The organism is Streptomyces caniferus, assembly GCF_009811555.1.
Classification (GTDB): Bacteria; Actinomycetota; Actinomycetes; order Streptomycetales; family Streptomycetaceae; genus Streptomyces; species Streptomyces caniferus.
Genome location: NZ_BLIN01000003.1, coordinates 94,858 through 118,311, shown reverse-complemented (window position 1 = coordinate 118,311; position 23,454 = coordinate 94,858). Strand labels below are relative to the sequence as shown.

Annotated in this window: 10 protein-coding genes; 9 read left to right on the top strand and 1 reads right to left on the bottom strand. The window is 73.6% G+C overall.

The genetic code is table 11. From position 1 onward, the window contains the following. Positions 1 to 5 precede the first annotated feature (5 nt). The 8 genes from Scani_RS09195 to Scani_RS09160 are packed head-to-tail and all read left to right on the top strand — an operon-like array spanning position 6 to position 7,809. Positions 6 to 782, top strand: coding sequence for a thioesterase II family protein (locus Scani_RS09195; RefSeq protein ID WP_246295649.1), 777 nt, complete (start codon positions 6 to 8; stop codon positions 780 to 782). Then, positions 779 to 1,063, top strand: a complete 285-nt coding sequence (locus Scani_RS09190) for a phosphopantetheine-binding protein (protein WP_159472156.1) — start codon at positions 779 to 781, stop codon at positions 1,061 to 1,063. The genes Scani_RS09195 and Scani_RS09190 overlap by 4 nt, the downstream gene beginning before the upstream one ends. Then, positions 1,060 to 2,442: a TrpB-like pyridoxal phosphate-dependent enzyme gene (locus Scani_RS09185; protein WP_159472154.1), complete on the top strand. Its 1,383-nt coding sequence runs from the start codon at positions 1,060 to 1,062 to the stop codon at positions 2,440 to 2,442. The genes Scani_RS09190 and Scani_RS09185 overlap by 4 nt, the downstream gene beginning before the upstream one ends. Beyond that, entirely contained in the window at positions 2,439 to 3,647 is a 1,209-nt protein-coding gene (locus Scani_RS09180) for an acyl-CoA dehydrogenase family protein (RefSeq protein WP_159472152.1), read from the top strand. The genes Scani_RS09185 and Scani_RS09180 overlap by 4 nt, the downstream gene beginning before the upstream one ends. Beyond that, positions 3,631 to 5,226, top strand: a complete 1,596-nt coding sequence (locus Scani_RS09175) for an amino acid adenylation domain-containing protein (RefSeq protein ID WP_167538058.1) — start codon at positions 3,631 to 3,633, stop codon at positions 5,224 to 5,226. Before Scani_RS09180 ends, Scani_RS09175 begins: the two co-directional genes overlap by 17 nt. Then, positions 5,208 to 6,005, top strand: coding sequence for an alpha/beta hydrolase (locus Scani_RS09170; RefSeq protein WP_159472148.1), 798 nt, complete (start codon positions 5,208 to 5,210; stop codon positions 6,003 to 6,005). Before Scani_RS09175 ends, Scani_RS09170 begins: the two co-directional genes overlap by 19 nt. A 17-nt stretch (positions 6,006 to 6,022) precedes the next feature. Then, entirely contained in the window at positions 6,023 to 6,877 is an 855-nt protein-coding gene (locus Scani_RS09165; RefSeq protein ID WP_159472146.1) for an enoyl-CoA hydratase/isomerase family protein, read from the top strand. Next, a complete protein-coding gene (locus tag Scani_RS09160; RefSeq protein ID WP_159472143.1) occupies positions 6,874 to 7,809 on the top strand; it encodes a TauD/TfdA family dioxygenase in 936 nt (311 codons plus the stop codon). Before Scani_RS09165 ends, Scani_RS09160 begins: the two co-directional genes overlap by 4 nt. Positions 7,810 to 7,898: 89 nt before the next feature. Here the strand turns inward: Scani_RS09160 and Scani_RS09155 are convergent, their stop codons facing one another. After that, positions 7,899 to 8,963: a polyprenyl synthetase family protein gene (locus Scani_RS09155; protein ID WP_159472140.1), complete on the bottom strand. Its 1,065-nt coding sequence runs from the start codon at positions 8,961 to 8,963 to the stop codon at positions 7,899 to 7,901. Between the two features lie 311 nt (positions 8,964 to 9,274). Here Scani_RS09155 and Scani_RS09150 point away from each other — a divergent pair, with 311 nt between their 5' ends. Next, entirely contained in the window at positions 9,275 to 23,452 is a 14,178-nt protein-coding gene (locus Scani_RS09150) for a non-ribosomal peptide synthetase (protein WP_159472137.1), read from the top strand. Positions 23,453 to 23,454 lie beyond the last annotated feature (2 nt).

The window sequence follows — 23,454 nt, the reverse complement described above, 5'->3', positions numbered from 1 at the left end:
CATCCGTGTCCCCAGCTCTCATACATCCCCCAGGATTCGACGGCGCCTGGCTCAAGCGGTACCGGCCGGTGACCGCCCCGCGGCTGCGGCTGTTCTGCCTGCCGTACGCCGGCGGCACCGCCGGGGCGTTCCACGGCTGGGCGCACGCGCTGCCCGCCGATGTGGAACTGATCGCGGTGCAGTACCCCGGCCGGCAGGACCGCCTGGAAGAGCCGTGCGTGGCGGAGATGGACCCGCTCGCCGACCGCATCACCGAGGCGCTGGCGCCGCTCCTCGACCGGCCGTTCGCCCTCTTCGGGCACAGCATGGGAGCGGCGGTCGCCTATGAGGTGGCCCTGCGCCTGGAGACCCGCCACCGCGCACGCCCCCGGCACCTGTTCGTCTCCGGCCACCCCTCACCGCTCCGGCCGCGCAGCCACACCGATGTGCACCTCAGGGACGAGGACGCGATGCTGGAGTGGTTCGGCGAACTCGGCGCGATGGACCCGGCGGTCCTCGCCGACCCTGAACTGCGGCCGCTGGTGGTCCCCTCGCTGCGGGCCGACCTGCGCCTCATCGAGACCTACCGCCCCGCGGCCGGCCGGCCGGTGAACGCCCCGATGACGTCCTACGTCGGCGACGCCGACCCGGGTGTGCCGCCGGACGACGCCGCCGCATGGAAAGAACTCACCTCGGGGGAGTTCTCCTTCCGCGTTTTCCCCGGAGGGCATTTCTACCTGTCGGACCAGGAAACGGAAGTTCTGGCCGACCTCACCGAACGGCTGGGAGGAGCCCCCGTATGAACGGCCACGACGACATGGCAAACCGGGCCCGCAAAATCATGGTGGACGTACTGGATCTGCGGCTGAGTCCCGAGGAAATCGGTGACGGCATCTCGCTCTACTCGCCGATGATTCAGCTCGATTCCCTCAATCTGCTGCAGCTCCTCCTCGCGGTCGAGGAGGAGTTCGGCGGCCATATCGAGGACGAGGACGTCATGGAGGCCGATCTGGAGACCGTCGGCGACCTCATCGGCCTCATCCGGCAGCACGCGCAGACGACCGAGGCGGCGAGGGCGGTATGAAGGCGACCCGTAACCAGTACCTGATGGACGAGGACGACGTACCCACCCACTGGTACAACATCCTCGCCGACCTCGACGTACCCGCCGACGTACGGCGCGCCCGCCCCGCCACGGACGAGGCCCGGTCGGGGAAGCTGGCGCCCAACATCCCGCTCTCCCTCTACCGCGGCAGCGTCGGACGGCAGCGGTTCGTGGAGATCCCCGCCGAAGTGCGCGAGCAGTACCAGACCTGGCGCCCCACCCCGCTGATCCGCGCGCGCCGGCTGGAACAGGCCCTGGAGACGCCGGCCCACCTCTACTACAAGTACGAGGGCGCCAACGCCTCAGGCAGCCACAAGCTCAACTCCGCGCTGGCACAGGCGTATTACTACAAGAAGGCCGGTGTCGAGCACCTGACCACCGGCACCGGCGCCGGACAGTGGGGCAGCGCCCTGTCCATGGCCTGCCATGCGCTCGGCCTCGACTGCACCGTCTTCATGGTGCGCCTCAGTCACGCCCAGAAGCCCTACCGCCGGGTGCTGATGGAACTCAACGGCGCCCGCGTCATCCCCAGCCCCGGCGGTACCACGCAAGCCGGCCGGAAACTGCTCGCGGACTCCCCGGACAGCGCCGGCAGCGTGTCGATCGCCAACGCCGAGGCCCTGGAGTACGCCCAGACCGTCGCCAACGGCCGGTTCTGCGTCGGCAGCGGTGAGAACCATGTGCTGCTCCACCAGACCGTCATCGGTGAAGAGGCGCTGCGGCAGATGAAGGCGGCCGGCGAGTTCCCCGACGTCGTCATCGCGTCCATGGGCGCGGGCAGCAACTTCGCCGGACTCGCCTTCCCCTTCCACCGGGAGAAGCTGCGTTCCGGCGCGGACACCCGGCTGGTCGCCGTCGAGCCCGAAGCGTGCCCCAAGCTCACCAAGGGCCGCTACGCCTGGGACTACAACGACATCTCGGGCACCACCCCGATGACGAAGATGTACACCCTGGGGCACACCTTCGTCGCCCCCGGCGTCCACGCCGGCGGCCTGCGCTACCACGGTGCCGCACCGCTCGTCAGCGCCCTGTACGACCAGGGGCTGATGGAAGCGGTGGCCTACCGCCAGAAGCCGGTGTTCGAGGCCGGGGCCTTCTTCGCCCGCACGGAGAACGTCGTGCCCGCCCCCGAGTCGGCCCACGCCGTCAAGGCCGCCATCGACGAGGCCGTCAAGGCCCGCGAGGAGCGCTCGCCCAAGGTGATCCTCTTCAACGTCAGCGGCCACGGACTGCTCGACCTGTCCGCCTACGACCAGTACCTCGCCGGTGACCTGGAGGACCACGCGGTCTCCGACGAGCACATCGCCGCGTCGCTGGCGGCCCTGCCGGACCCCGGCCCCGTCGGTGTGACGTCATGAACCTGAGCCCCACCGGCGAACAGCGCGCGCTCGCCGAGAAGCTGTGCGCCCTCGGCGCGACCGGCCTGGGCGCGGAGCTGGAGGAGCGCGACCGGACCCAGCGGCTCCAGCCCGGCGACTGGCAGCGCTGCGCCGACGCCGGGGTGTTCGCGCTCGCCGTGCCGGAGGAGTACGGCGGGCTCGGCCTGGACCCGCTCAGCTGCGCCCTGGCGCTGGAGGGGCTCGGGCGCGGCTGCCGGGACAACGGTCTGCTGATCGCCGTCGGCGCCCACATCTGGGCCATGGAGCTGCCGCTCCTGGCATTCGGCACCGAGGAGCAGAAGCGCCACTACCTGCCCGCTCTGGTGGACGGCCGGGCGGTCGGCGCCCATGCGATCACCGAGGGCGAGGCGGGGTCCGACGCGCTGTCCCTGACCACCCGCGCCCGGCGCGAGGGCGATCACTACGTGCTCGACGGCACCAAGCGGTTCATCACCAACGCCCCCCTCGCCGACGTCTTCATCGTCTACGCCACCCTCAACGCGGACCTGGGCTTCACCGGTGTCACCGCCTTCCTGGTCGACCGCGACCTGGACGGCGTCACCGTGGAGACCCGCTTCGAGAAGGCCGGACTGCGCACCGCGCCCTGGGGCGAGGTCACCCTCACCGGCTGCCGCGTCCCGGCCACCCGTCGTCTGGGCGCCGAGAAACAGGGCTCGAAGATCCTCTCCACCGCGATGGCCTGGGAGCGTTCGCTGATCCTGGCCCCGCTGCTGGGCACCATGCAGCGCCAGATCGACCAGTGCGCCCAATACGCCCGGAGCCGGGTGCAGTTCGGGACGAACATCGGCCGCTTCCAGGCGGTGTCCCACCGCATCGTCGACATGCAGGTCCGGCTGGAGGCGGCCAAGCTGCTCACCTACCGGGCGGCCTGGAGCCTGACGGAGGACGACGCCTCCTCGGTGTTCCCGGAGGCGGCGCAACTGAGCACCAGCGAGTCGGCCGTGCAGACCTTCCTCGATGCCCTGCAGGTGTTCGGCGGCCTCGGCTACACCACGGACACCGATGTCGAACGCAACCTCCGGGACGCTCTCGGCACCCGGATCTCCTCGGGCACCTCGGACATGCAGCGCAAGGTCATGGCGGACAAGCTGGGCATCACCGTCAAGGCCCGCCGCCGCACGCCCGAAGGGACAGGAGGCGGCCGCCGTGGCGACGCTCGTTGACGCACTGCTCCACCACGCCGCCGCCCGGCCCGACGCCGAAGCGGTCCGCCATCGCGGCCACGCACTGACCTACGCGGAGCTGGACCGGGTCAGTGGCGCGCTCGCCGCCACCCTGCGAGAAGCCGGCGTGCAACCGGGGGACCGGGTCGGCCTGTGGCTGGGCAAGTCCGTCGAGGCGGTGGTGGCCCTGCACGCGGTGCTCAAGTGCGGCGCCGCCTATGTCCCCGTCGACCCGGCGGCGCCGACCGCGCGGGCGGCCTACATCCTCGGGGACTGCGCGGTCAGCGCCCTGGTCACCGACGAGGGACGGCTCGCCCTGCTCGACGAGGGCGGCGACACGGCGCGGCTCGGCCCCCGCCTCGTGGTGGTGACGGGCGAGCCGGAGCAACCGCCCGCTTCCGGCCGTACCGCCTGGCGGACGGCCACCGGTCGGGCGGTGCCCGACGGCTTCGCCCCGGTGACCGCGGACCCGGACGACCTCGCCTATGTGCTCTACACCTCCGGCTCCACCGGAGTGCCCAAGGGCGTCATGCTCTCCCACCGCAACGCCCTGGCCTTCGTCGACTGGGCCGTCACCGCCTTCGGACTCACCGCCGACGACCGGATCGCCTCCCACGCGCCGTTCCACTTCGACCTGTCGGTCTTCGACCTCTTCGCCGCCGTCGGCGCCGGGGCCTGTCTGGTGCTCGTCCCCGAGAACCAGAAGGCTCTCGGGGTCGCCCTCAACCGGCTGGTCGCCGAGGAGCGGATCACCGTCTGGTACTCGGTGCCCGGCGCGCTGATCCGGATGCTCGACGCCAGGAACCGGGACCTGCTGGCGTCCTCCCGGCTGCGGACCGTGCTCTTCGCCGGTGAACCCTTCGTCCTCAAGCACCTCAGACGGCTGCGCACCACGCTTCCCCGGGCGGACCTGTTCAACCTCTACGGGCCCACCGAGACGAACGTCTGCACCTACCACCAGGTCACCGACGACGACCTGGCACCCGGCAGAACCGCTCCGCCCCCGATCGGACGCCCCTGCCCGTACGCGGGGGCGTACCTCCTCGACGGGGACGGCCGCCGCATCGACGACGCGCCGGGAGCCGAGGGCGAACTCTGCATCACCGGCGACTCGGTGATGCTCGGCTACCGGGGCACACCGGCCCGCGCGGAACCGGGCACCGTGCCCGTCCACCGCACCGGGGACCTCGTCAGATCCGATGGCCGGCAGGGCTACACCTTCCTCGGCCGCCGCGATCACATGGTCAAGGTGCGCGGCTACCGCATCGAGCCGGAGGAGATCGAGGCCCGGCTGCTGGAACGCCCCGAGGTGCACGAGGCCGCCTGTATCGCCGTGCCCGACGACCTGGACGGCGCCCGGCTGGAGGCCTACCTGACGCCGGCGGCCGGCCGTGCCCCCGACCCCGCCGAACTGCGCCGCCACTGTCTGGAGGGGCTGCCCCGCTACATGGTCCCGGCGGCCTTCCACGTCCTCGGCGCCTTCCCGCGCACCTCGACGGGGAAGGTGGACCGCCGCGCCCTGGCAGCGGGCCGTACGGACGCACCGGACGGGGGAGTGCCGTGCCCGCCCGCGTCCTGACCCCGCGCTGGCCCAGCACGGCACTGGGCCGGGACAAACGCGTCAACGTCCTCCTGCCGGGCCGGTACGCGGAAGACGGCCCCGGCCACCCCGTGCTCTACCTGCTGCACGGCTACGGCGGCGGCAAGAACACCTGGCTCGAACACACCGGCCTGCTGGCGGCCCTGGAGGACAGCCGGCTGATCGTCGTCCTGCCGGAGAGCGGCCGGCGCTGGTTCGTCAACGACCACGCGGGACTGCGCTACGAGGACTACCTGGTCCAGGACCTCGTGCCGGCCGTCGACGCCCACTACAACACCCTCGCGGGCCGCTCCGGACGGGCGATCGGCGGCTTCTCCATGGGCGGCGCGACCGCGCTGTTCCTGGCGCTGCGCCACCGCGGCCTGTTCGCCGCGGTGGCCTCCCACGCGGGCGCCTTCGAGGCCCCCCGCCGGATCGGCGACCCCTACGCCGAGCACCGCCTGGACCCCGGCTTCGTCATGCCGACCGTCGACGCCCACGAACGGGTCTGGGGCCCGCCGGGCAGCCCGACCCGGCGCCGCTACGACCCCTACCGGCTGATCGGGGCCGACAGCCCGCTGCCGCCCCCCGCCCTCCACCTGGACATCGGCACCGGCGACCACGACCGCATGATCCGGATGAACCGGAGGGTGCGCGACGCCCTGCGCGGGCGCGGCTGGCCGGTGGACTACCACGAGCGGGAGGGCGGCCACGACTGGGAGTTCGTGAGCCGTGCGCTGCCCTCGTCGCTGGAATTCGTGAGCCGCCGGCTCGCATGAGGAACCCCGATCGGAGTGTGAACCGCCCCATGCCCTACGAGGCGAGCGAACCCGTCGTCCTGGTGACCCGCCCGCGCCCCGGGGTCGTACAGGCCGCCGTGAACCGTCCGCACCGCAGGAACGCCCTGACCGAGGAGGTCTTCGGTGCCCTCGGCGACCTGTGCGCCGCGCTCCGCGAGGACCGCTCGGCCCGGGTCCTCGTCCTGACGGGGGAGGGGGAGACCTTCTCCTCCGGGTACGACATCGACGAGGTGGGCCGGGTCGCCTCGCTGGAGCCGTCGGCCCTGATGGCGCTGCTGGACCGGCAGTCGCGGGTGATCTCGGCGCTGTGCGACCTGCCGCAGACGGTGATCGCCGCGGTCGACGGAGTGGCGGCCGGCGCGGGGCTCTCGCTGGCCCTGGCCGCGGACCTGAGGGTGCTCTCCGAACGGGCCCGGCTGCGCGCCGCGTTCGTCCGCATGGGCCTGTCCGGCGGCGACATGGGCGCGTCGTGGCTGCTGCCCCGGATCGCCGGGCTCGGATTCGCCTCCGACATGCTGCTCACCGGCCGGTTCGTGGACGCCGACGAGGCGCTCAGGCGCGGTGTCGCGAACCGGGTGAGCCCGGCCGGGGACCTGAGGGCGACCGCCCTGGACACCGCGGAGCAGATCGCGGACAACAGCCCCGTGTCGCTGCGGCTGACCAAGCACATCCTGCAGGCCAACACCGACGCCCCCTCGCTGGAGGTCGCCCTGCGGGCCGAGGCGTCGGTCCAGGTGGCCGCCGCCAAGTCCCCGGACGTACAGGAGGCGGTGGCCGCCTTCCGCGAACGCCGCGCCCCCCGCTTCGGCACCGCGCCGGACCGGACCGACCCCACGGAGGAACATCGATGAACACGGAACCGAGCTGGCGGCCCGCCGTGGTCGAACCCGGCACCGCCGGTGTGGAGGCCAGCCCGCGCGGCCTGCGGGAGTACCTGGAGGGCACGGACCTCGGCGCGCTCCTCGTCCGCGAGAAGGCGGTGCTCTTCCGGGGCTTCGCGAGCGCACCCGGCGGCTACGACGAGATGGCCGACCTGCTGCTGCCCCGCCGGCTGGCCTATGTGCACGGCAACTCCCCCCGGACCAAGGTGGGACAGAACGTGTACACCTCGACGGAGTACCCCGCCGCGTACGAGATCTCCATGCACAACGAGATGTCGTACGCCGCCTCCTGGCCCACGCGGATCCTCTTCCACTGCGAGGTGGCGGCGGCGACCGGCGGCGCCACGCCCCTCCTCGACGGCCGGCTCTGGCTGGACTCCCTCGACCCCGAGGTCCGCGACGCGTTCGCCGGCGGGGTCCGGTACACCCAGAACCTCCACGACGGCGTCGGGTTCGGCAAGAGCTGGCAGGCGACCTTCGAAACGGACGACCGCGCGGCGGCCGAGGCCTTCCTCGACGGTACGGGGGCCGACTGGACATGGCGGGACGACGGCTCGCTGCGGGTGAGCCTGCTCCGGCAGGCCACCCTCGAACACCCCGTCACCGGTGACCGGGTGTGGTTCAACCAGGCCGACCAGTTCCACCCCGCGGGACTCGGCGACGACGCGGCCGCCCTGGCGAACGTGCTGCCCGAGGACGAACTGCCGCAGTACGCGGTCTTCGCGGACGGCTCGCCGATCCCCGCGGAGTACATCCACCACATCCAGGAGACCGGGATGCGGCTGGCCGTCGATGTGCACTGGCAGGTCGGCGATCTGCTCCTGGTCGACAATGTCGCCGCCGCCCACGGCCGGCGCACCTACACCGGCGAGCGGCGCATCCTGGTGGCCATGTCCGACTGACACCAGGACGCGGCAGGACCGAAGGGGGAAGCCCGGTGGCCGAGGACCACCGGGCTTCCCCCGTTCTGCGTCACCCCGTTGCCGGGCGGCTACGTGTCGCGGTGCACGGCCTGCTCCGCCATCCGCACCAGCGCGTCCGCCCACTGGGGCTCTACGGCCCGCCGCACGGCGTCGCGCGCGGTGCCGAGCCGCTCCTCGATGACGCTCTCGACCTCGTCCCGCACCCCCGTCCGCAGCAGCAGATCGTGGAGCGTGTCCGGATCGGCGGCGGCGAGGTCGTCGCCGACCAGGTCCCGGACCTCCGGCGAGGTACGCAGCGCGACCGACATCAGCAGCGTCATCTTGTGCTGCTTGAAGTCCAGCCGGGCGGGCTTCCCGGTGACCGCAGAACTGCCGAAGGCGTCCAGCAGGTCGTCGCGCAGCTGGAACGCCTCGCCGACCGCGAGCCCATAGGCGTCGAACGGCTCCAGCATGTCCTCGGCGCCCGCGAGCCGGGCTCCCATCGCCAGCGGACGCTGGACGGTGTAGCGGCCGGACTTGAACAGCGCGATCCAGCTGGAGAGTTCGGGATCGGGCACGAACTGGGCGGCCGCCCGGACGTCCAGGAACTGGCCGATCATCAGCTCCGTGCACAGCTCGCCCCAGATCTGCCGGACCGGGTCCGGCAGGCCGGCCAGCAGCCGCTCGGCGTAGACCAGGGCCAGATCACCGGCGAGCACGGCGACGCTCTCGCCGTACCGGCGGCCCTCCCCGCGCCAGCCGCGCTCCTTGTGCAGCGCGGCGTGCGTCATATGGGCGGTCGGCCTGCTCCTGCGGAGTTCGGCGTCGTCCATGACGTCGTCGTGCAGCAGCGCGAAGCTGTGCAGCAGCTCCAGGGCGGCGGCCACATCGACGATCTCGCGCGCCTCCGGGTCACCGCCGCCGGCGAGATAGCCGGCGACGCAGAAGGACGGCCGCAGCCGCTTTCCCCCGCTGCCGACCATCTCGGCGACACAGTCGACGAGTTCGACGGCGTCAGGATTGAGCGCCGCCCACGAGCGGCGCTCCTGCGCGAGGAATTCTTCGAGGCGGCGTTCGACCCGGGCCAGTATGCGATCGCGTTCCTCGAGGGCGAGACCGGTGAATTCATGGCTCACCGGCAGGGCGGTTGACATAGCAGCTCTCCTGATGCCGGGGCAGCGGTCGGACGGTGGGACCGAGCGGATCGTGCTGCTGCCGCGTGGTTGTCCAGTGGTCCCCGCCATTCTTCTCGCACATCCCGTGTCCGCACGGAAAGGGGCAGCTGTTCGTCCAGCGACTGTCCAGGTGAGGCGTTCCTGGCCCGGATAGTGTCCCGCCGAGCGAGCGGGCCGACAGCGGCACAGAATTCACTTCCCCTTATCCGTCCGGGAAGTGACGGCGATTCCGGAAGGGAAATCCTCCTTTTCCGGGGCCCGCGCATTCTTGGGTGAGTGGGCGAGGAGTCATGGACCGATCTCAGTCTTTCGCTGACGGCGAGCAGATGCTCCCTCTGACCGGTGCGCAGGCAGGGGTCTGGTTCGCCCAGCAGGTGGACCCGGACAGCCCCATCTTCCGGGCCGCCGAATATCTGGAGATTCACGGTGCCGTCGCACCGGGCCTGTTCGAACAGGCCCTGCGGCAGGTGGTCACCGAGGCGGACGCCCTGCACATCCGGTTCCTGGAGACCGATGACGGCCCCCGGCAGACGGTCGGGCCGCAGCCGGAATGGCACCTGGAGGTCATCGACGTCTCCGACGCCGCCGACCCCCGGCAGGCGGCGGAGGAGTGGATGGGCCGCGATCTGCGCCGGAAGATCGACCTGACCCGCTCCCCGTTGTTCACCTACGCCCTGTTCCGGGTCTCACCGGACCGCTGGTTCTGGTACCACGCCTACCACCACATCCTGCTCGACGGCGTCGGCGCCGCCCTGCTCGTCCGCCGGGTCGCGCACGTCTACACCGCACTGGCCGCCGGGCAGGCCCCCGAGCCGGTCTCCTTCGCGTCCGTGCGCACCCTGCTGGACGAGGACTTCGCCTACCGCGACTCGGAGTCCTTCGCGCAGGACCGGGCGTTCTGGCGGGCGCAGTACGACGGCCACCCGGAGCCGGTCGCCCTCTCGCCCCGTCCGCTGCGGCCCACCCCCGACTTCATCCGCCGCACCGCCCGGCTGCCGCAGGACGTGCAGCGCGATCTGACCGAGGTCGCCGAGCGCATCGGCGTCGCCAGGTCCCGGATCGTCATCGCCGCCACCCTCGCGTACCTGCACCGGATGACCGGGCTCACCGACCTCGTGGTCGGCCTCCCGCTCACCGCCAGGACCAGCGAGCGAGCCCGCCGGGCGCCCGGCATGGCCGCCAACGTGCTGCCGCTGCGGGTGTCCGTGGACTCCGGCACGACCGTGGCCGAACTCCTCCACCGCACCCGCGCCGCCCTGCGCGAGGTGGCACCGCACCAGCGCTACCGCGGTGAGGACCTGCGCCGCGACCTCGGACTGCGCCACGACCACCGGCGGTTCTTCGGCCCGCTGCTCAACGTCGTCCCCTTCGGCTACGACCTGCGGTTCGCCGGCCACCGCGCCGACGCCCACAACATGTCGCTGCGGCTCATCGAGGACCTGGCCGTCTCGGTGTACGACCGGGCCGACGGCAGCGAGATCCGCGTCGACTTCGACGCCCACCCCGAGCTCTGGACCCCGCCCGAACTCGCCGCCCACCAGGACCGGTTCGTCCGCTTCCTCGGCACCACGGCACGCGCCCTGGACACGCCCGGGACCTTCGTCGGACGCCTGGGACTCCTCGGCGCCGAGGAGCACACCGCGCTCACCGGCTCCGCGCCCGCATCCCGCCCCGCCCCCGCCGGACCGACCCTGCCGGCGCTCTTCGAAGAGCAGGCGCGCAGGTCACCGGAGGCCGTGGCCGTCGAGTGCGAGGGCACCTCCCTCAGCTACGCCGCACTCGACGCGCGCGCCAACCGGCTCGCCCGGTTGCTCGTCGCGCGGGGCGTGGGCCCCGAGGACCGGGTCGCCCTCCTGCTGCCCCGGTCCGCCGACTTCGTGGTCGCCGTCCTCGCCGTGGCGAAGACCGGTGCGGCCTACCTGCCGCTCGACCCGGCCTACCCCGCGGCGCGTATCCAGTATGTGCTCGACGACGCGGCGCCGGCCTGTGTGCTCGTGCACGCCGCAACCGGCGGCCTCGCCCGCGCCGCCGGCCGTCCCCTGCTGGTACTGGACGACGACGAGGTGATCGGGGAACTGGCGGGCAGCGACGACACCGCCCTCACCGACGCGGAGCGCACCGCGCCCCTCACCCCGGACCACCCCGCCTACGTCATCTACACCTCGGGCTCCACCGGCCGCCCCAAGGGGGTGATGGTCACCCACACCGGCATCCCCGATCTCGCGGAGACCTTCGTCGGACGGCTGGCCGTGGGCCCCGGCGACCGGGTGCTGCAGTTCGCGTCCATGGGATTCGACGCGATGGTCCCGGAGCTGTGCATGGGGCTGCTCGCCGGTGCCACCTTCGTCCTGGCGCCGGGCGAACGGCTGATGCCGGGCGACCCGCTGGCCGCCTTCACCCGCGAAGCGGGCATCACCCACGCGATTCTGCCGCCGTCCTCCCTCGCCGTGCTGGACCCGGACGGCGACCTGCCCGCGGACCTGACCATCCTGGTCGCCGGTGAGGCGAGCTCCGCCGGCCTGGTGTCCCGGTGGTCGGCCGGACGGCGCTTCGTCAACGGGTACGGGCCGACGGAGACCACCGTGTGCGCCACCATGAGCGCCCCGCTCTCACCCGGCGACGAGCCGCTGATCGGCGCGCCGATCGGGGCCACCCGCGGCTATGTGCTCGATGCGGCCCTGCTGCCCGTGCCGCAGGGCGTGGTCGGCGAGCTGTACGTGGCGGGGCCCGCGCTGGCCCGCGGCTACCTCGGCCGCCCGGCGCTGACCGGCGAACGCTTCGTCGCGCACCCCTTCGGCCACCCGGGCGAGCGCATGTACCGCACCGGGGACCTGGTGCGCCGACGCCCGGACGGCGCCCTGGAGTTCATCGGGCGCGCCGACGAGCAGGTCAAGATCCGCGGCTACCGCGTCGAGCCGATGGAGGCCGAGGGCGCGCTGCTGGAGCTGGACACCGTCGGCCGGGCCGCCGTCACCGTCCACCGTGATGCCACGGGCGCTCCCGCCCTGGCCGGCTATGTCACGGCCGCCCCCGGCCGGACGGTCGACCCCGACGCGCTGCGCGCGCAACTGGCCGACCGGCTGCCCGGCTACCTGGTGCCCGCCACCCTCACCCTGCTCGACGAGATCCCGGTCACCCCCAACGGCAAGACCGACCACAAGGCGCTGCCCGCCCCCACGGCAGACGCCGCGGACCGGCCGCTCAGTGCGCCGCGCACCCCGCGCGAAGAGAGCCTGTGCGCCCTCTTCGCCCAGATCCTCGGCGTCGAAGCCGTCGGCATCGATGACGACTTCTTCGCCCTCGGCGGGCACTCGCTGCTGGCCGCCCGGCTGGCCCGCCGGGTGCGCGCCGAACTGGGCGTCGAATGCGGTGTCGAGGGCGTCTTCGGCGCGCCCACCGTACGGCGGCTGGCCGAGCACCTCACGGACGCGCGCACCGCTCGCCCCGCGCTCGTACCGCTGCCGCGCGACGCCGAGCCTCCGCTCTCCTTCGCCCAGCAGCGCCTGTGGTTCCTGCACCGCCTGGAAGGCCCCAGCGCCGCCTACAGCATCCCGCTGGCGCTCACCCTCGACGGCACCCTCGACCGGGACGCCCTGCGGACCGCGCTCGGCGACCTCATGGACCGGCATGAGGTGCTGCGCACGGTCTACCGGGACACCGACGGGAACCCCTCCCAGCAGATCGTCGCCCCGGGCGCCGCGCAGGCCTCCGGCGGCCTGCTCGACGTGGTCCCCGCCGAGGAGGCCGCACTGCCCGGCCTGCTCGCCGCAGCCGTGGCGCTCCCCTTCGACCTGACCGCCGAAGTGCCGCTGCGGGCCACGCTGTTCGCCCTCGCCCCGCGGCGGCACGTGCTCCTGCTGCTGGTGCACCACATCGCCGCCGACGCCGAGTCCGTCGCCCCGCTGCTGCGCGACCTCACCGCCGCCTACGAGGCGCGGCTCGCCGGGCGGGCTCCGGACCCGGCCCCGCTGCCCGTGCGCTACGGCGACTACGCCGCCTGGCAGCGAGCCCTGCTCGGTTCCGCGACCGACCCGGCCGGCCCCGCCGCCCGGCAGCTCGACTTCTGGCGGCAGGAGCTGGCGGGGCTGCCCGGCCACCTCGACCTGCCCTTCGACCACCCGCACCCGCCGCATGCCGCGACGCCGCCCGCGGGCCTGCTCACCCTCGCCCTCGCGCCGGACGTCCACGTCCGGGTGGCCGACCTGGCGCGGTCCAGCGGCACCAGTACGTTCATGGTCGTACAGGCGGCCCTCGCCGCGCTGCTCAGCCGCCTCGGTGCCGGTGACGACATCGCCCTGGGCGTCCCCGTCGCGGGTCGCGAGGACGACGCCCTGGAGCAGCTGGTCGGCTTCTTCACCAACACACTGGTGCTGCGCACGGACACCGGCGGCAACCCCGCCTTCCGTGACCTGCTCGCCCGTGTCCGCCGTGGGAACCTGGCCGCCTACGCCCATCAGGACCTGCCGTTCGAGCAGCTCGTGGAGGCGGTCAACCCCGCGCGCTCGATGTCCCGGCACCCGCTGTTCCAGGTCATGCTCGCGATGGACAGCTCGCAGCGTGCCCTGCCGTCCGTCACGGGACTGGAACTGGGACTGCGGGAGATCCCGACCGGCACCGCCAAGTTCGACCTCTCGTTCAACGTCCGGGAGAACGTCGGCCCCGAAGGCGCCGCCGAAGGGATCACGGTGGCGCTGGAATACCGCGCCGACGTCTTCGAACAGGCCACCGCACAGGCCCTGTTGGACCGGTTCGCACGGCTGCTGACCGCCGTCGTCCAGGACCCGGAACTGAGCCTGGGCGACGCCCCCGTCCTGAGCGCCGAGGAGCTGCACCGACAGCTGCAGGAGTGGAACGCGACCGCCGCGGCCGAGCCTCTGGTGGACGTGGTGGCCCGGGTGCGGGCGATGGCGTCCGACCGGCCGTCGGACGTCGCCGTCACCGACGACGCCGGCGACGTCACCTACGCCGAGCTGACGGGGCTGGTGGACGCCGTGGCACACCGGCTGCGGTCGGCGGGCGTGCGCCCCGAGTCCGTGGTGGCGGTGCTGGCCGAGCGCGGCCGGTGGCCCGTCGCCGCCTTCCTCGGCTGCCTGGCGGCCGGTGCCACTTACTTGCCGCTGGACACCAAGGCACCGGTGGGCCGTTCGGCGGGGCTGCTGGCCGACGCGGACGCCCACTGCGTGCTGGCCGGCCCCGGATACCTGGACCCGGCCGCGGAAGCGGCGGCCGGCCGGGCCGAGGTCGTCGCCCTGGACGCGCTGGAGGCCCCCGGGCACGCCCCGGACCCGGTGGCGCCCGCCGCCGACCAGCTGGCCTACACCCTGTTCACCTCGGGGTCGACCGGCCGCCCGAAGGGCGCGATGGTCCACCACCGGGGCATGAACAACCACCTGCTCGCGAAGGTCGAGGACCTGGGCCTGGCGGCCGGCGACGTCGTGGTGCAGAACGCGCCGCTGACGTTCGACGTCTCGGTGTGGCAGATGCTCTCCCCCCTGGTGGTGGGCGGCCGGATGGTCGCCGCCGGCCAGCCGCTCGCCGCGGACGCCGTGGGGCTGTTCCGGCTCGTCGGGTACGAGCGGGCCACCATCCTGGAGGTCGTCCCCTCCCTGCTGCGGGCCGCCCTGGACAGCTGGGACGAGGGCGCCGAGGTGCCCGCCCTGCCGAGTCTGCGCCGCCTGATCGTCACCGGCGAGGAACTGCCGGGCGAGCTGTGCCGACGCTGGTTCGCGCGCTTCCCGTCGGTCCCGGTCGTCAACGCCTACGGCCCGACCGAGTGCTCCGACGACGTGACGCACGCGGTCATCGAGGAGGCCGGGGACCCGGCGTCGACCACCCCCATCGGACGGGCGATCCGCAACACCCGGCTGTACGTGCTCAGCGACGCGCTGCGGCCGGTGCCGGTCGGGGTGCCCGGAGACCTGTACGTGGCCGGGGTCGGCGTGGGCCGCGGCTACCTCGCCGACCCCGGCAAGACGGCCGACTCGTTCGTCGCCGATCCCTTCGCCGCGGACGGCTCCCGGCTCTACCGCACCGGCGACCGGGTGCGCCACCGCCCCGACGGCTCGCTGGAGTTCCTGGGCCGGCGCGACGCCCAGGTGAAGATCCGCGGTCAGCGGATCGAGCTGGGCGAGATCGAGGCCCGGCTGCGCGCCGCGCCCGGCGTGACCGACGCGGTCGCCGCCGTGGTGCCCGGCCCCGGGGGCGAGGGCCGGCTCGTCGGCTACCTCGTCGGCACCGACGACACCCGCACGGTGCGGGAGACGGTGGCCGAGGTGCTGCCGGAAGCCATGGTCCCGGTGGCGTGGGTGGTGCTGGAAGCGGTGCCGCTCACCGCCAACGGCAAGGTGGACCGCAAGGCCCTGCCGGTACCCGACCTCACCGCCGCGACGAGCCGCGCGCCCCGCACCGCGCAGGAAGAGATCCTCTGCGGGCTCTTCGCCGACCTGCTGGGCCGCGACACGGTCGGTGTCGACGACGACTTCTTCGGCCTGGGCGGGCACTCCCTGCTCGCCACCCGCCTCGTCTCCCGGATCCGGACCGTCCTCGGCGTGGACCTGGCGGTCGCCACGCTGTTCCGGGCACCCACTGTCGCCGCGCTCGCCGGACAGCTGTCCTCCGCCGCCCCCGCCCGCCGTGCACTCGCCCGGCAGCCGCGGCCCGAGGTGCTGCCGCTGTCGTACGCCCAGCGCGGACTCTGGTTCCTCAACCGGCTCGACCCGGCCGACGGCACGTACAACATCCCGCTCGTCCTGCGGCTCACCGGCACGCTCGACACCGCGGCCCTGGAGACGGCGCTCGCCTCCGTCTCCGCCCGGCACGAAAGCCTGCGCACCGTCTTCCCCGAGATCGACGGCGTCCCCCGCCAGGTCGTCCGCGCTCCCGAAGCGGCGCGCCCCGTCCTGGAGATCGTGCCCGCCGCGGGAGCGGACGAGGCGACGCTGATCGCCGACGCGGCCGGACGCGGGTTCGACCTCGCCCGCGAACTGCCGCTGCGCGCCACGCTGCTGGTGACCGGAGCGCGCGCACACGTCCTGGTCGTCGTCGTGCACCACATCGCCGGTGACGGCTGGTCGACGGCCCCCCTCACCCGCGACCTGTCCACGGCGTACGCCGCCGCCCTGCGCGGAGAGGCACCGTCCTGGTCACCGCTTCCGGTGCAGTACGCCGACCACACCCTCTGGCAGCACGCCCTGCTGGGCGACGAGAACGACCCGGACAGCATGATCAGCCGGCAACTCGGCCACTGGACCGCGACGCTGGAGGGCCTGCCCGAAGAGATCGCCCTGCCCACCGACCGCCCGCGTCCCACCACGCCCAGCCACCGCGGCGGACTGGTGCCCTTCGCCCTCTCTCCCGCCACCCACGCCGCGCTGCTCCGGGTGGCCCGGGCCCATGGCGTGACGTCGTTCATGGTGCTGCACGCCGCGCTGGCCGCCCTGCTGACACGGCTGGGCGCCGGCGAGGACATCCCCATCGGCGGCTCCGCCTTCGGACGCGCCGACGAGGCGCTCGACGACGTGGTCGGCTTCTTCATCAACTCCCTGGTGCTGCGCGTCGACACCGGCGGCGATCCGAGCTTCGGTGAGCTGCTGCGGCGCACCCGGCGCGCCGACATCGACGCCTTCGCCCACCAGGACGTGCCCTTCGAGCGGCTCGTCGAGGCGCTCAACCCGGCCCGCTCGACGGCCCGCCATCCGCTGTTCCAGGTCAAGCTGGTGCTGCAGAACCTGGCCCGGCCCGAGGCCGCCTTCCCCGGTCTGACGGCCGAGTTCGAGCAGTTCGACCCGGACATGGCCAAGTTCGACCTGCTCTTCAGCGTGGCCGAGCGGTTCGGCGAACGCGGCGAACCGGCCGGCATCACGGCCGCCGCCGGTTACGCGGCCGACCTGTTCGACCGGTCCACCGTGGAGACCCTCACCGCGCGCTTCGTCCGGCTGCTGGAGTCCGCCCTCGCCCGGCCCGAACTGCCCCTCGGCGAGCTGGAACTGCTCGACCCCGACGAGCGCCATGAGCTGCTGGTGGCCCGCAACGACACCGGCACCGAACCGCCGGCCGGCACGCTGGCCCAGCTGTTCGAGGCCCGCGTCGCGCACACCCCGCAGGCGCCCGCCGTGCTGTCGGACGCCGGAGAGCTGACGTACGCACAGCTCGACGCCCGCGCCGGCGCGCTCGCCCGGCTGCTGCTGCGGCACGGCGCGGGCTCCGGGGAGCTGGTGGCGCTCGCGCTGCCGCGCTCGGCCGACGCCGTCGTGGCGATGCTCGCCGCCGGCAAGGCCGGCACCGCGTACCTGCCGCTCGACCCCGACCAGCCCGGAGACCGGGTCACCCTGCTGCTGACCGACGCCCGCCCGTCCCTGCTGCTGACCACGCACGCCGTGCTCGCCGGCGCCCCGCACCTCGCGGACGGCCCCGCCGAGGTCGTCGTCCTGGACGACGACGGCACGACGGCCGAACTCGCCGGCCTCGGCACCGCCCCGCTCACCGCGGCCGAACGCACGGCACCGGTCTCCCTCCAGGACACCGCCTACGTCGTGTACACCTCCGGCTCCACCGGCACGCCCAAGGGCGTGATGGTCGACCAGCGCGCGCTGACCGACTACGTGACGCGGTGCGTGGACCGCTACCCGGGACTGGCCGGCCGCACCCTGCTCCACTCGCCGCTCTCCTTCGACCTCGGCCTCACCGGCCTGTACGGCACCCTGCTGGCCGGCGGCTGCCTGTACCTCGCCGACCTCGACGAGAACCTGGTGGTCCCCGGCGGACTCACCTTCGCCAAAATCACCCCGAGCCACCTGCCGCTCCTCGACGGCCTGCCCGCGGCGTGCTCGCCCACGGGCCAGCTGGTCATCGGGGGCGAGGCCCTGCACGGCGAGCAGCTCGCCGCATGGCGCTCCCGCCACCCCCGGACCGACGTGATCAACCATTACGGCCCCACCGAGACCACCGTCGGCTGCCTGGACCACCTGGTCCCGGCAGGCACGGAGATCCCCGACGGTCCGGTACCGCTCGGCCGCCCCATGAGCAACACCCGCGTGTACGTCCTGGACGCCGCACTGCGCCCGGTCCCCGACGGCGTGACCGGCGAACTGTACGTCGCCGGCAGCGGCGTGGCCCAGGGCTACCGCGGCCGCCCCGCCCTGACCGCGGAGCGGTTCGTCGCCGACCCGTTCGGCCTCGCCGGGGCCCGGATGTACCGCACCGGCGACCGCGTGCGCTGGACCGGCGCCGGCGTTCTGGAGTACGCCGGGCGCGCCGACCACCAGGTCAAGGTGCGCGGCCACCGCATCGAACCGGGCGAGATCGAGGCCCGGCTGCTTACGGCCCCCGGCGTCCGCCAGGCCGTCTGCGTCGTCCGCGAGGACCGGCCCGGCGACCGGCGCCTGATCGCCTACGTGGGCGCCGACCGTGCCACCGTGCCCGAGACGCTGCGCACCCACGTCGCCGCGGCCCTGCCCGCCTACATGGTGCCGTCGGCCGTCGTGGTCCTCGACCGTCTTCCGCTGACCGCCAACGGCAAGGTCGACCGCCCCGCGCTGCCCGATCCGGAGTTCACCGCCGGAGCGTCGGCCCGCGCCCCGCGCACCCCCGAGGAAGAGATCCTCTGCGGGCTGTTCGCCGACATCCTCGGCGTGGACCGGGTCGGTGTCGACGACGACTTCTTCGCCCTCGGCGGTCACTCCCTGCTGGCCATGCGGCTGCTCAGCCGTATCGCCACGACCCTCGGGGTCCGGATCGGCATCAAACCGCTCTTCGACGCGCCGACCGTCGCCGGTCTCGCCGCCAAGCTCGGCTCCGGGGACGACAGTCGCCCGCCCCTGGCCCCGGCCCGCCGCGGCGAGCGGGTCCCGCTGTCCTTCGCCCAGCGCAGACTGTGGTTCCTCAACCGCCTCGAAGGCCCCAATGCCACCTACAACGTTCCGCTGATCCTGCGCCTGACCGGTGAGATCGACCGCCCCGCGCTGCGCGCGGCCCTGCGCGACGTCGTCACCCGGCACGAGAGCCTGCGCACGGTGTTCCCGGAGACCGACGGAGTGCCCTGGCAGCACGTCCTCGGCCCGGTCGAGGGCGGGCCGGTCCTGGAGGAGACCGAGATCGGCGCCGCCGCCGACATGGCGGCCGCGGTCGACGAGACCGTGCTGCGCGGCTTCGACCTCGTCACCCAGCCGCCGCTGCGCGCCCGGCTGATCACCTCCGGCGAGGGCGCGCTGCTGGTGCTGGTGATGCACCACATCGCCAGCGACGGCTGGTCGCTCACCCCCCTCCTCGACGACCTGGGCCGGGCCTACGCCGCCCGCACCCGCGGCACCGCCCCGGCGTGGCGGCCGCTGCCCGTCCAGTACGCCGACTACGCCATCTGGCAACACGCGATGATGGGCGAGGAGCACGACCCGGACAGTCGCCTCTCCCAGCAACTGCAACACTGGACCGCGGTCCTCGAAGGGCTGCCGGAGGAACTGGAGCTGCCCACCGACCGCCCCCGGCCGGAGGCCGCCGGCTACCACGGCGCCCATGTGCCGCTCGCGCTCGACGCCGGGACCCACGCCGCGCTGACCGACCTGGCCCGCGCGAACGGGGTCAGCGTCTTCATGGTCCTGCAGGCCGGACTCGCCGCGCTGCTGACCCGCCTCGGCGCCGGCACCGACATCCCCCTCGGCACGCCCGTCGCCGGGCGCACCGACGACGCGCTCGACCAGCTCGTCGGCTTCTTCGTCAACTCCCTGGTGCTGCGCACCGACACCTCGGGCGACCCGACCTTCGGCGAACTCCTCGCCCGGGTCCGGGAGACGGACCTGGCCGCGTACACCCATCAGGACCTGCCGTTCGAGCGGCTGGTGGAGGAGCTGAACCCGGTCCGCTCGCTCGCCCGGCACCCGCTCTTCCAGGTCATGCTGATCCTGCACAACGCGGGCGGCCGGCCCGAGGCCGAACTCGAAGGGCTGCGCGTCACGGTCGAGGGCGCCGAGGCCCCGGTGGCCAAGTTCGACCTGTCGGTCAGCCTCTGGGAGCAGTACGCCACCGACGGCCGGGCGGAGGGTATCCTCGGCCAACTCGAGTACGCCACCGATCTGTTCGACGCGGCCACCGCCCGCTCCTTCGCGGAGCGCTTCCAGCGGCTGCTGACCGCCGCGGTCGCCGACCCGCAGCGGCCGCTCGGCGCACTGCCCCTGCTGGACCCGCAGGAGCAGCACGAACTGCTGGTCACCCGCAACGACACCACGCACGAGGTGCCCGCGGCGAGCCTGCCCGAGCTGTTCGGCGCCCAGGTGGCCCGTACCCCCGACGCCGTCGCCCTGGTGTCCGGCTCGCTGCGCCTGACCTACGCCGAGCTCGACGCCCGCGCGGAACTGCTCGCCGACGCGCTGCTCGCCCAGGGCGTACGCCCCGAGGACCCGGTGGCACTGCTCCTCGGCACGCGCGCCGACCACGTCGTGGCGACCCTCGCCGTGGCCAAGGCCGGCGGCGTCTACCTCCCCCTGGACCACCGCAGCCCCCAGGCGCGACTGCGGCACATCCTGGAGAGCACCCGCACGGTCGCGGTCGTCGTGGACCGGACCACCGTGGGACGGGTACCCGACGGAGCCGCCGTCCTGGTGCGTGCCGACGAGCCGCGGACGCCCGGAGCCGCCCCGCAGCCCCGCCCGTCCGTCGCGCCCGACCAGCTCGCCTACGTCATGTACACCTCCGGGTCCACCGGGGAACCCAAGGGCGTCGCCGTCACCCACCGCAACGTCGCCGGGCTGGTCCGCGACCGCTACTGGGGGCACGGCCCCGACGACCGGGTGCTGTTCCACTCGCCCACCACGTTCGACGCCTCGACCTACGAACTGTGGGGCCCCCTGCTGACCGGCGCCCGGCTGGTGGCCGCGGAGTCCGAGGCCACCGACCTCGCGGCACTCGCCCGCACGATGACCGGACACCGGGTGACCGTCGGCCTGTTCAGCGAGGGCGTGTTCCGGCTGCTCGCCGAGAACCACCCCGAGTGCTTCCGCGGCCTGCGGGACATCTACGTCGGCGGCGACGCCATGTCGGCCACCGCGGTCCGCAAGGTCCGCGAGCACGCCGGCGGAGCGAGGCTCACCAACAGCTACGGACCCACCGAGTCCACGCTGTGCGTCCTGCACCACGCCCTGACCGGCTCCGACCTGGAGCAGAACTCCTTCCCCGTCGGCCTGCCGATGGACAACACCCGCGTCTATGTGCTCGACGACCGGCTGCGCCCGGTCCCGCCGGGCGTCGCCGGCGAACTGTACGTGGCGGGCGAGGGGCTGGCCCGCGGCTATGCCGCACGCGCCGCCCGCACCGCCGAGCGGTTCGTCGCCGACCCGTTCGGCCCGGACGGGGCCCGGATGTACCGCACCGGCGACCGGGTGCGGTGGCGCGCCGACGGCACGCTGGAGTTCGCGGGCCGCACCGACGCCCAGGTGAAGGTGCGCGGCTTCCGGATCGAGCCCGGTGAGGTCGAGTCCGCGGTGGCCTCGTTCCCCGGCACCGCCCAGGCCGTCGTGGCCGTCCGCGAGGACCGGCCCGGCGACAAACGGCTCGTCGCCTACGTGGTGCCCGCCCCGGGCGCCGAGACGGACCCGGAGGCCCTCCGCGCCCACGTGGCCGGACTGCTGCCCGACTACATGGTGCCCGCGGCGTTCGTGTCCCTGGACGCCATGCCCCTGACCCGCAACGGGAAGCTCGACCGCAGGGCCCTGCCCGCACCCGACTACACGGGCGGGGGCGGCCGCGGGCCGCGCGACGAGCGCGAACGGGTGCTGTGCGCGCTCTTCGCGGAGCTGCTCGGGGCCCGGGAGGTCGGCGTCGACGACAACTTCTTCGCCATGGGCGGCGACAGCATCGTCTCCATCCAGCTGGTGAGCCGGGCCCGCCAGGCCGGGCTGGTGCTCGCGCCCCGCGACGTCTTCCAGCACCAGACCGTGGCGGGTCTCGCCCGCGCCGCGGCCGAGGCGGACACCGACGGCTCCGCTCCGGCGGCGGAGCATGACGACGGCACCGGCTCCGTACCGGCGACCCCCATCATGGAGTGGCTGCGCGAACTGGGCGGCCCGCTCGACGGGTTCAACCAGTCGGTGCTGCTGCGTGTGCCCCCCGCCCTCACCGAGCCGTCGCTCACCGCCGCCGTGGGAGCCCTCCTCGGCCGGCACGACATGCTCCGCGCCCGCCTGGACCGGGGCGACGGCGCGCGCTGGACCCTGGAGGTGCCGGCCGCGACGCACGACGCGGCGCGGCACGTCCGCCGGGTCGACGTGTCCGGACACCCGGACACCGCACTGGCCGACCTGCTGGCCGAGGAGGCCGAGACGGCCCGGCTCGAGCTCGGCCCGGAAGCGGGCGACATGCTGCGGGTCGTCTGGTTCGACGCGGGCGCCGCACGGCCCGGACGGCTGCTGGTGATCGCCCACCACCTGGTGGTGGACGGCGTCTCGTGGCGCGTCCTGGTCCCCGACCTGATGACCGCCTGGCGTGCCCGGGCGAGCGGTCGCGACGTCGCGCCGGAGCCCGTCCGCACCTCGTTCCGCACCTGGGCCGAGCGCCTCGCCGAGCGGGCACGGACCACCGCCGAGGCCGAACTGCCTTTGTGGGAAGGGATGACGGCCCTCCCCGATCCGCACCTCAGCACCCGGCCGGCCGACCCCGGCAAGAACACCCGGGGGACCGCCCGGCACCACACCGCGGTCCTGCCGGCCTCGCTCACCGAACCGCTGCTGACCACCGTGCCGGCCGCGGTGCACGCCGGGGTCGAGGAGGTGTTGCTGACCGGGTTCGCCCTGGCGCTCGCCGAGTGGCGCCGACGCCGGGGCACCGGCGGCGGCAGCGCGGTGCTGATCGACCTGGAGCGCCACGGACGGGACGAGGACGGCCACTGCGACCTGTCCCGGACCGTCGGCTGGTTCACCGCCATGCACCCCCTGCGGCTCGACCCGGGTGTCCGCTGGCACGAGACCACCCGGGCCGGCGCCGGCACCGAAGCGGCGCTCAAACGCGTCAAGGAACAGCTCCGGGTGCTGCCCGACAAGGGGATCGGCTACGGCCTGCTGCGCTACCTCAACCCGCGCACGGCGCCGGTGCTCTCCGATGCCGCCACCCCGCAGATCGGGTTCAACTACCTCGGCCGGGTCCGCGTCGACCGGGCGGCGGACGACGACTGGGGCGCCGCTCCCGAGACGGTGCACATCGCGCCCATGGACCCGGACATGCCGTTCGCCCACAGCCTGGAGCTCAACGCGGTCACCCACGACAGCGCCGGGGGCCCGCAGCTGAAGGTCACCTGGTCGTGGCCGGACGCCCTCTTCGACGAGTCCGAGATCAGAGATCTGACCGACCTCTGGTTCGCCGCCCTGAGCACCCTGGCGACCCACGCCGACGACCCGGCCGCCGGCGGCCACACCCCATCCGACCTGCCCCTGGTGGACCTCCTCCAGGACGAGATCGACGAGCTTGAATCCGACTGGAGGCTGTGAAG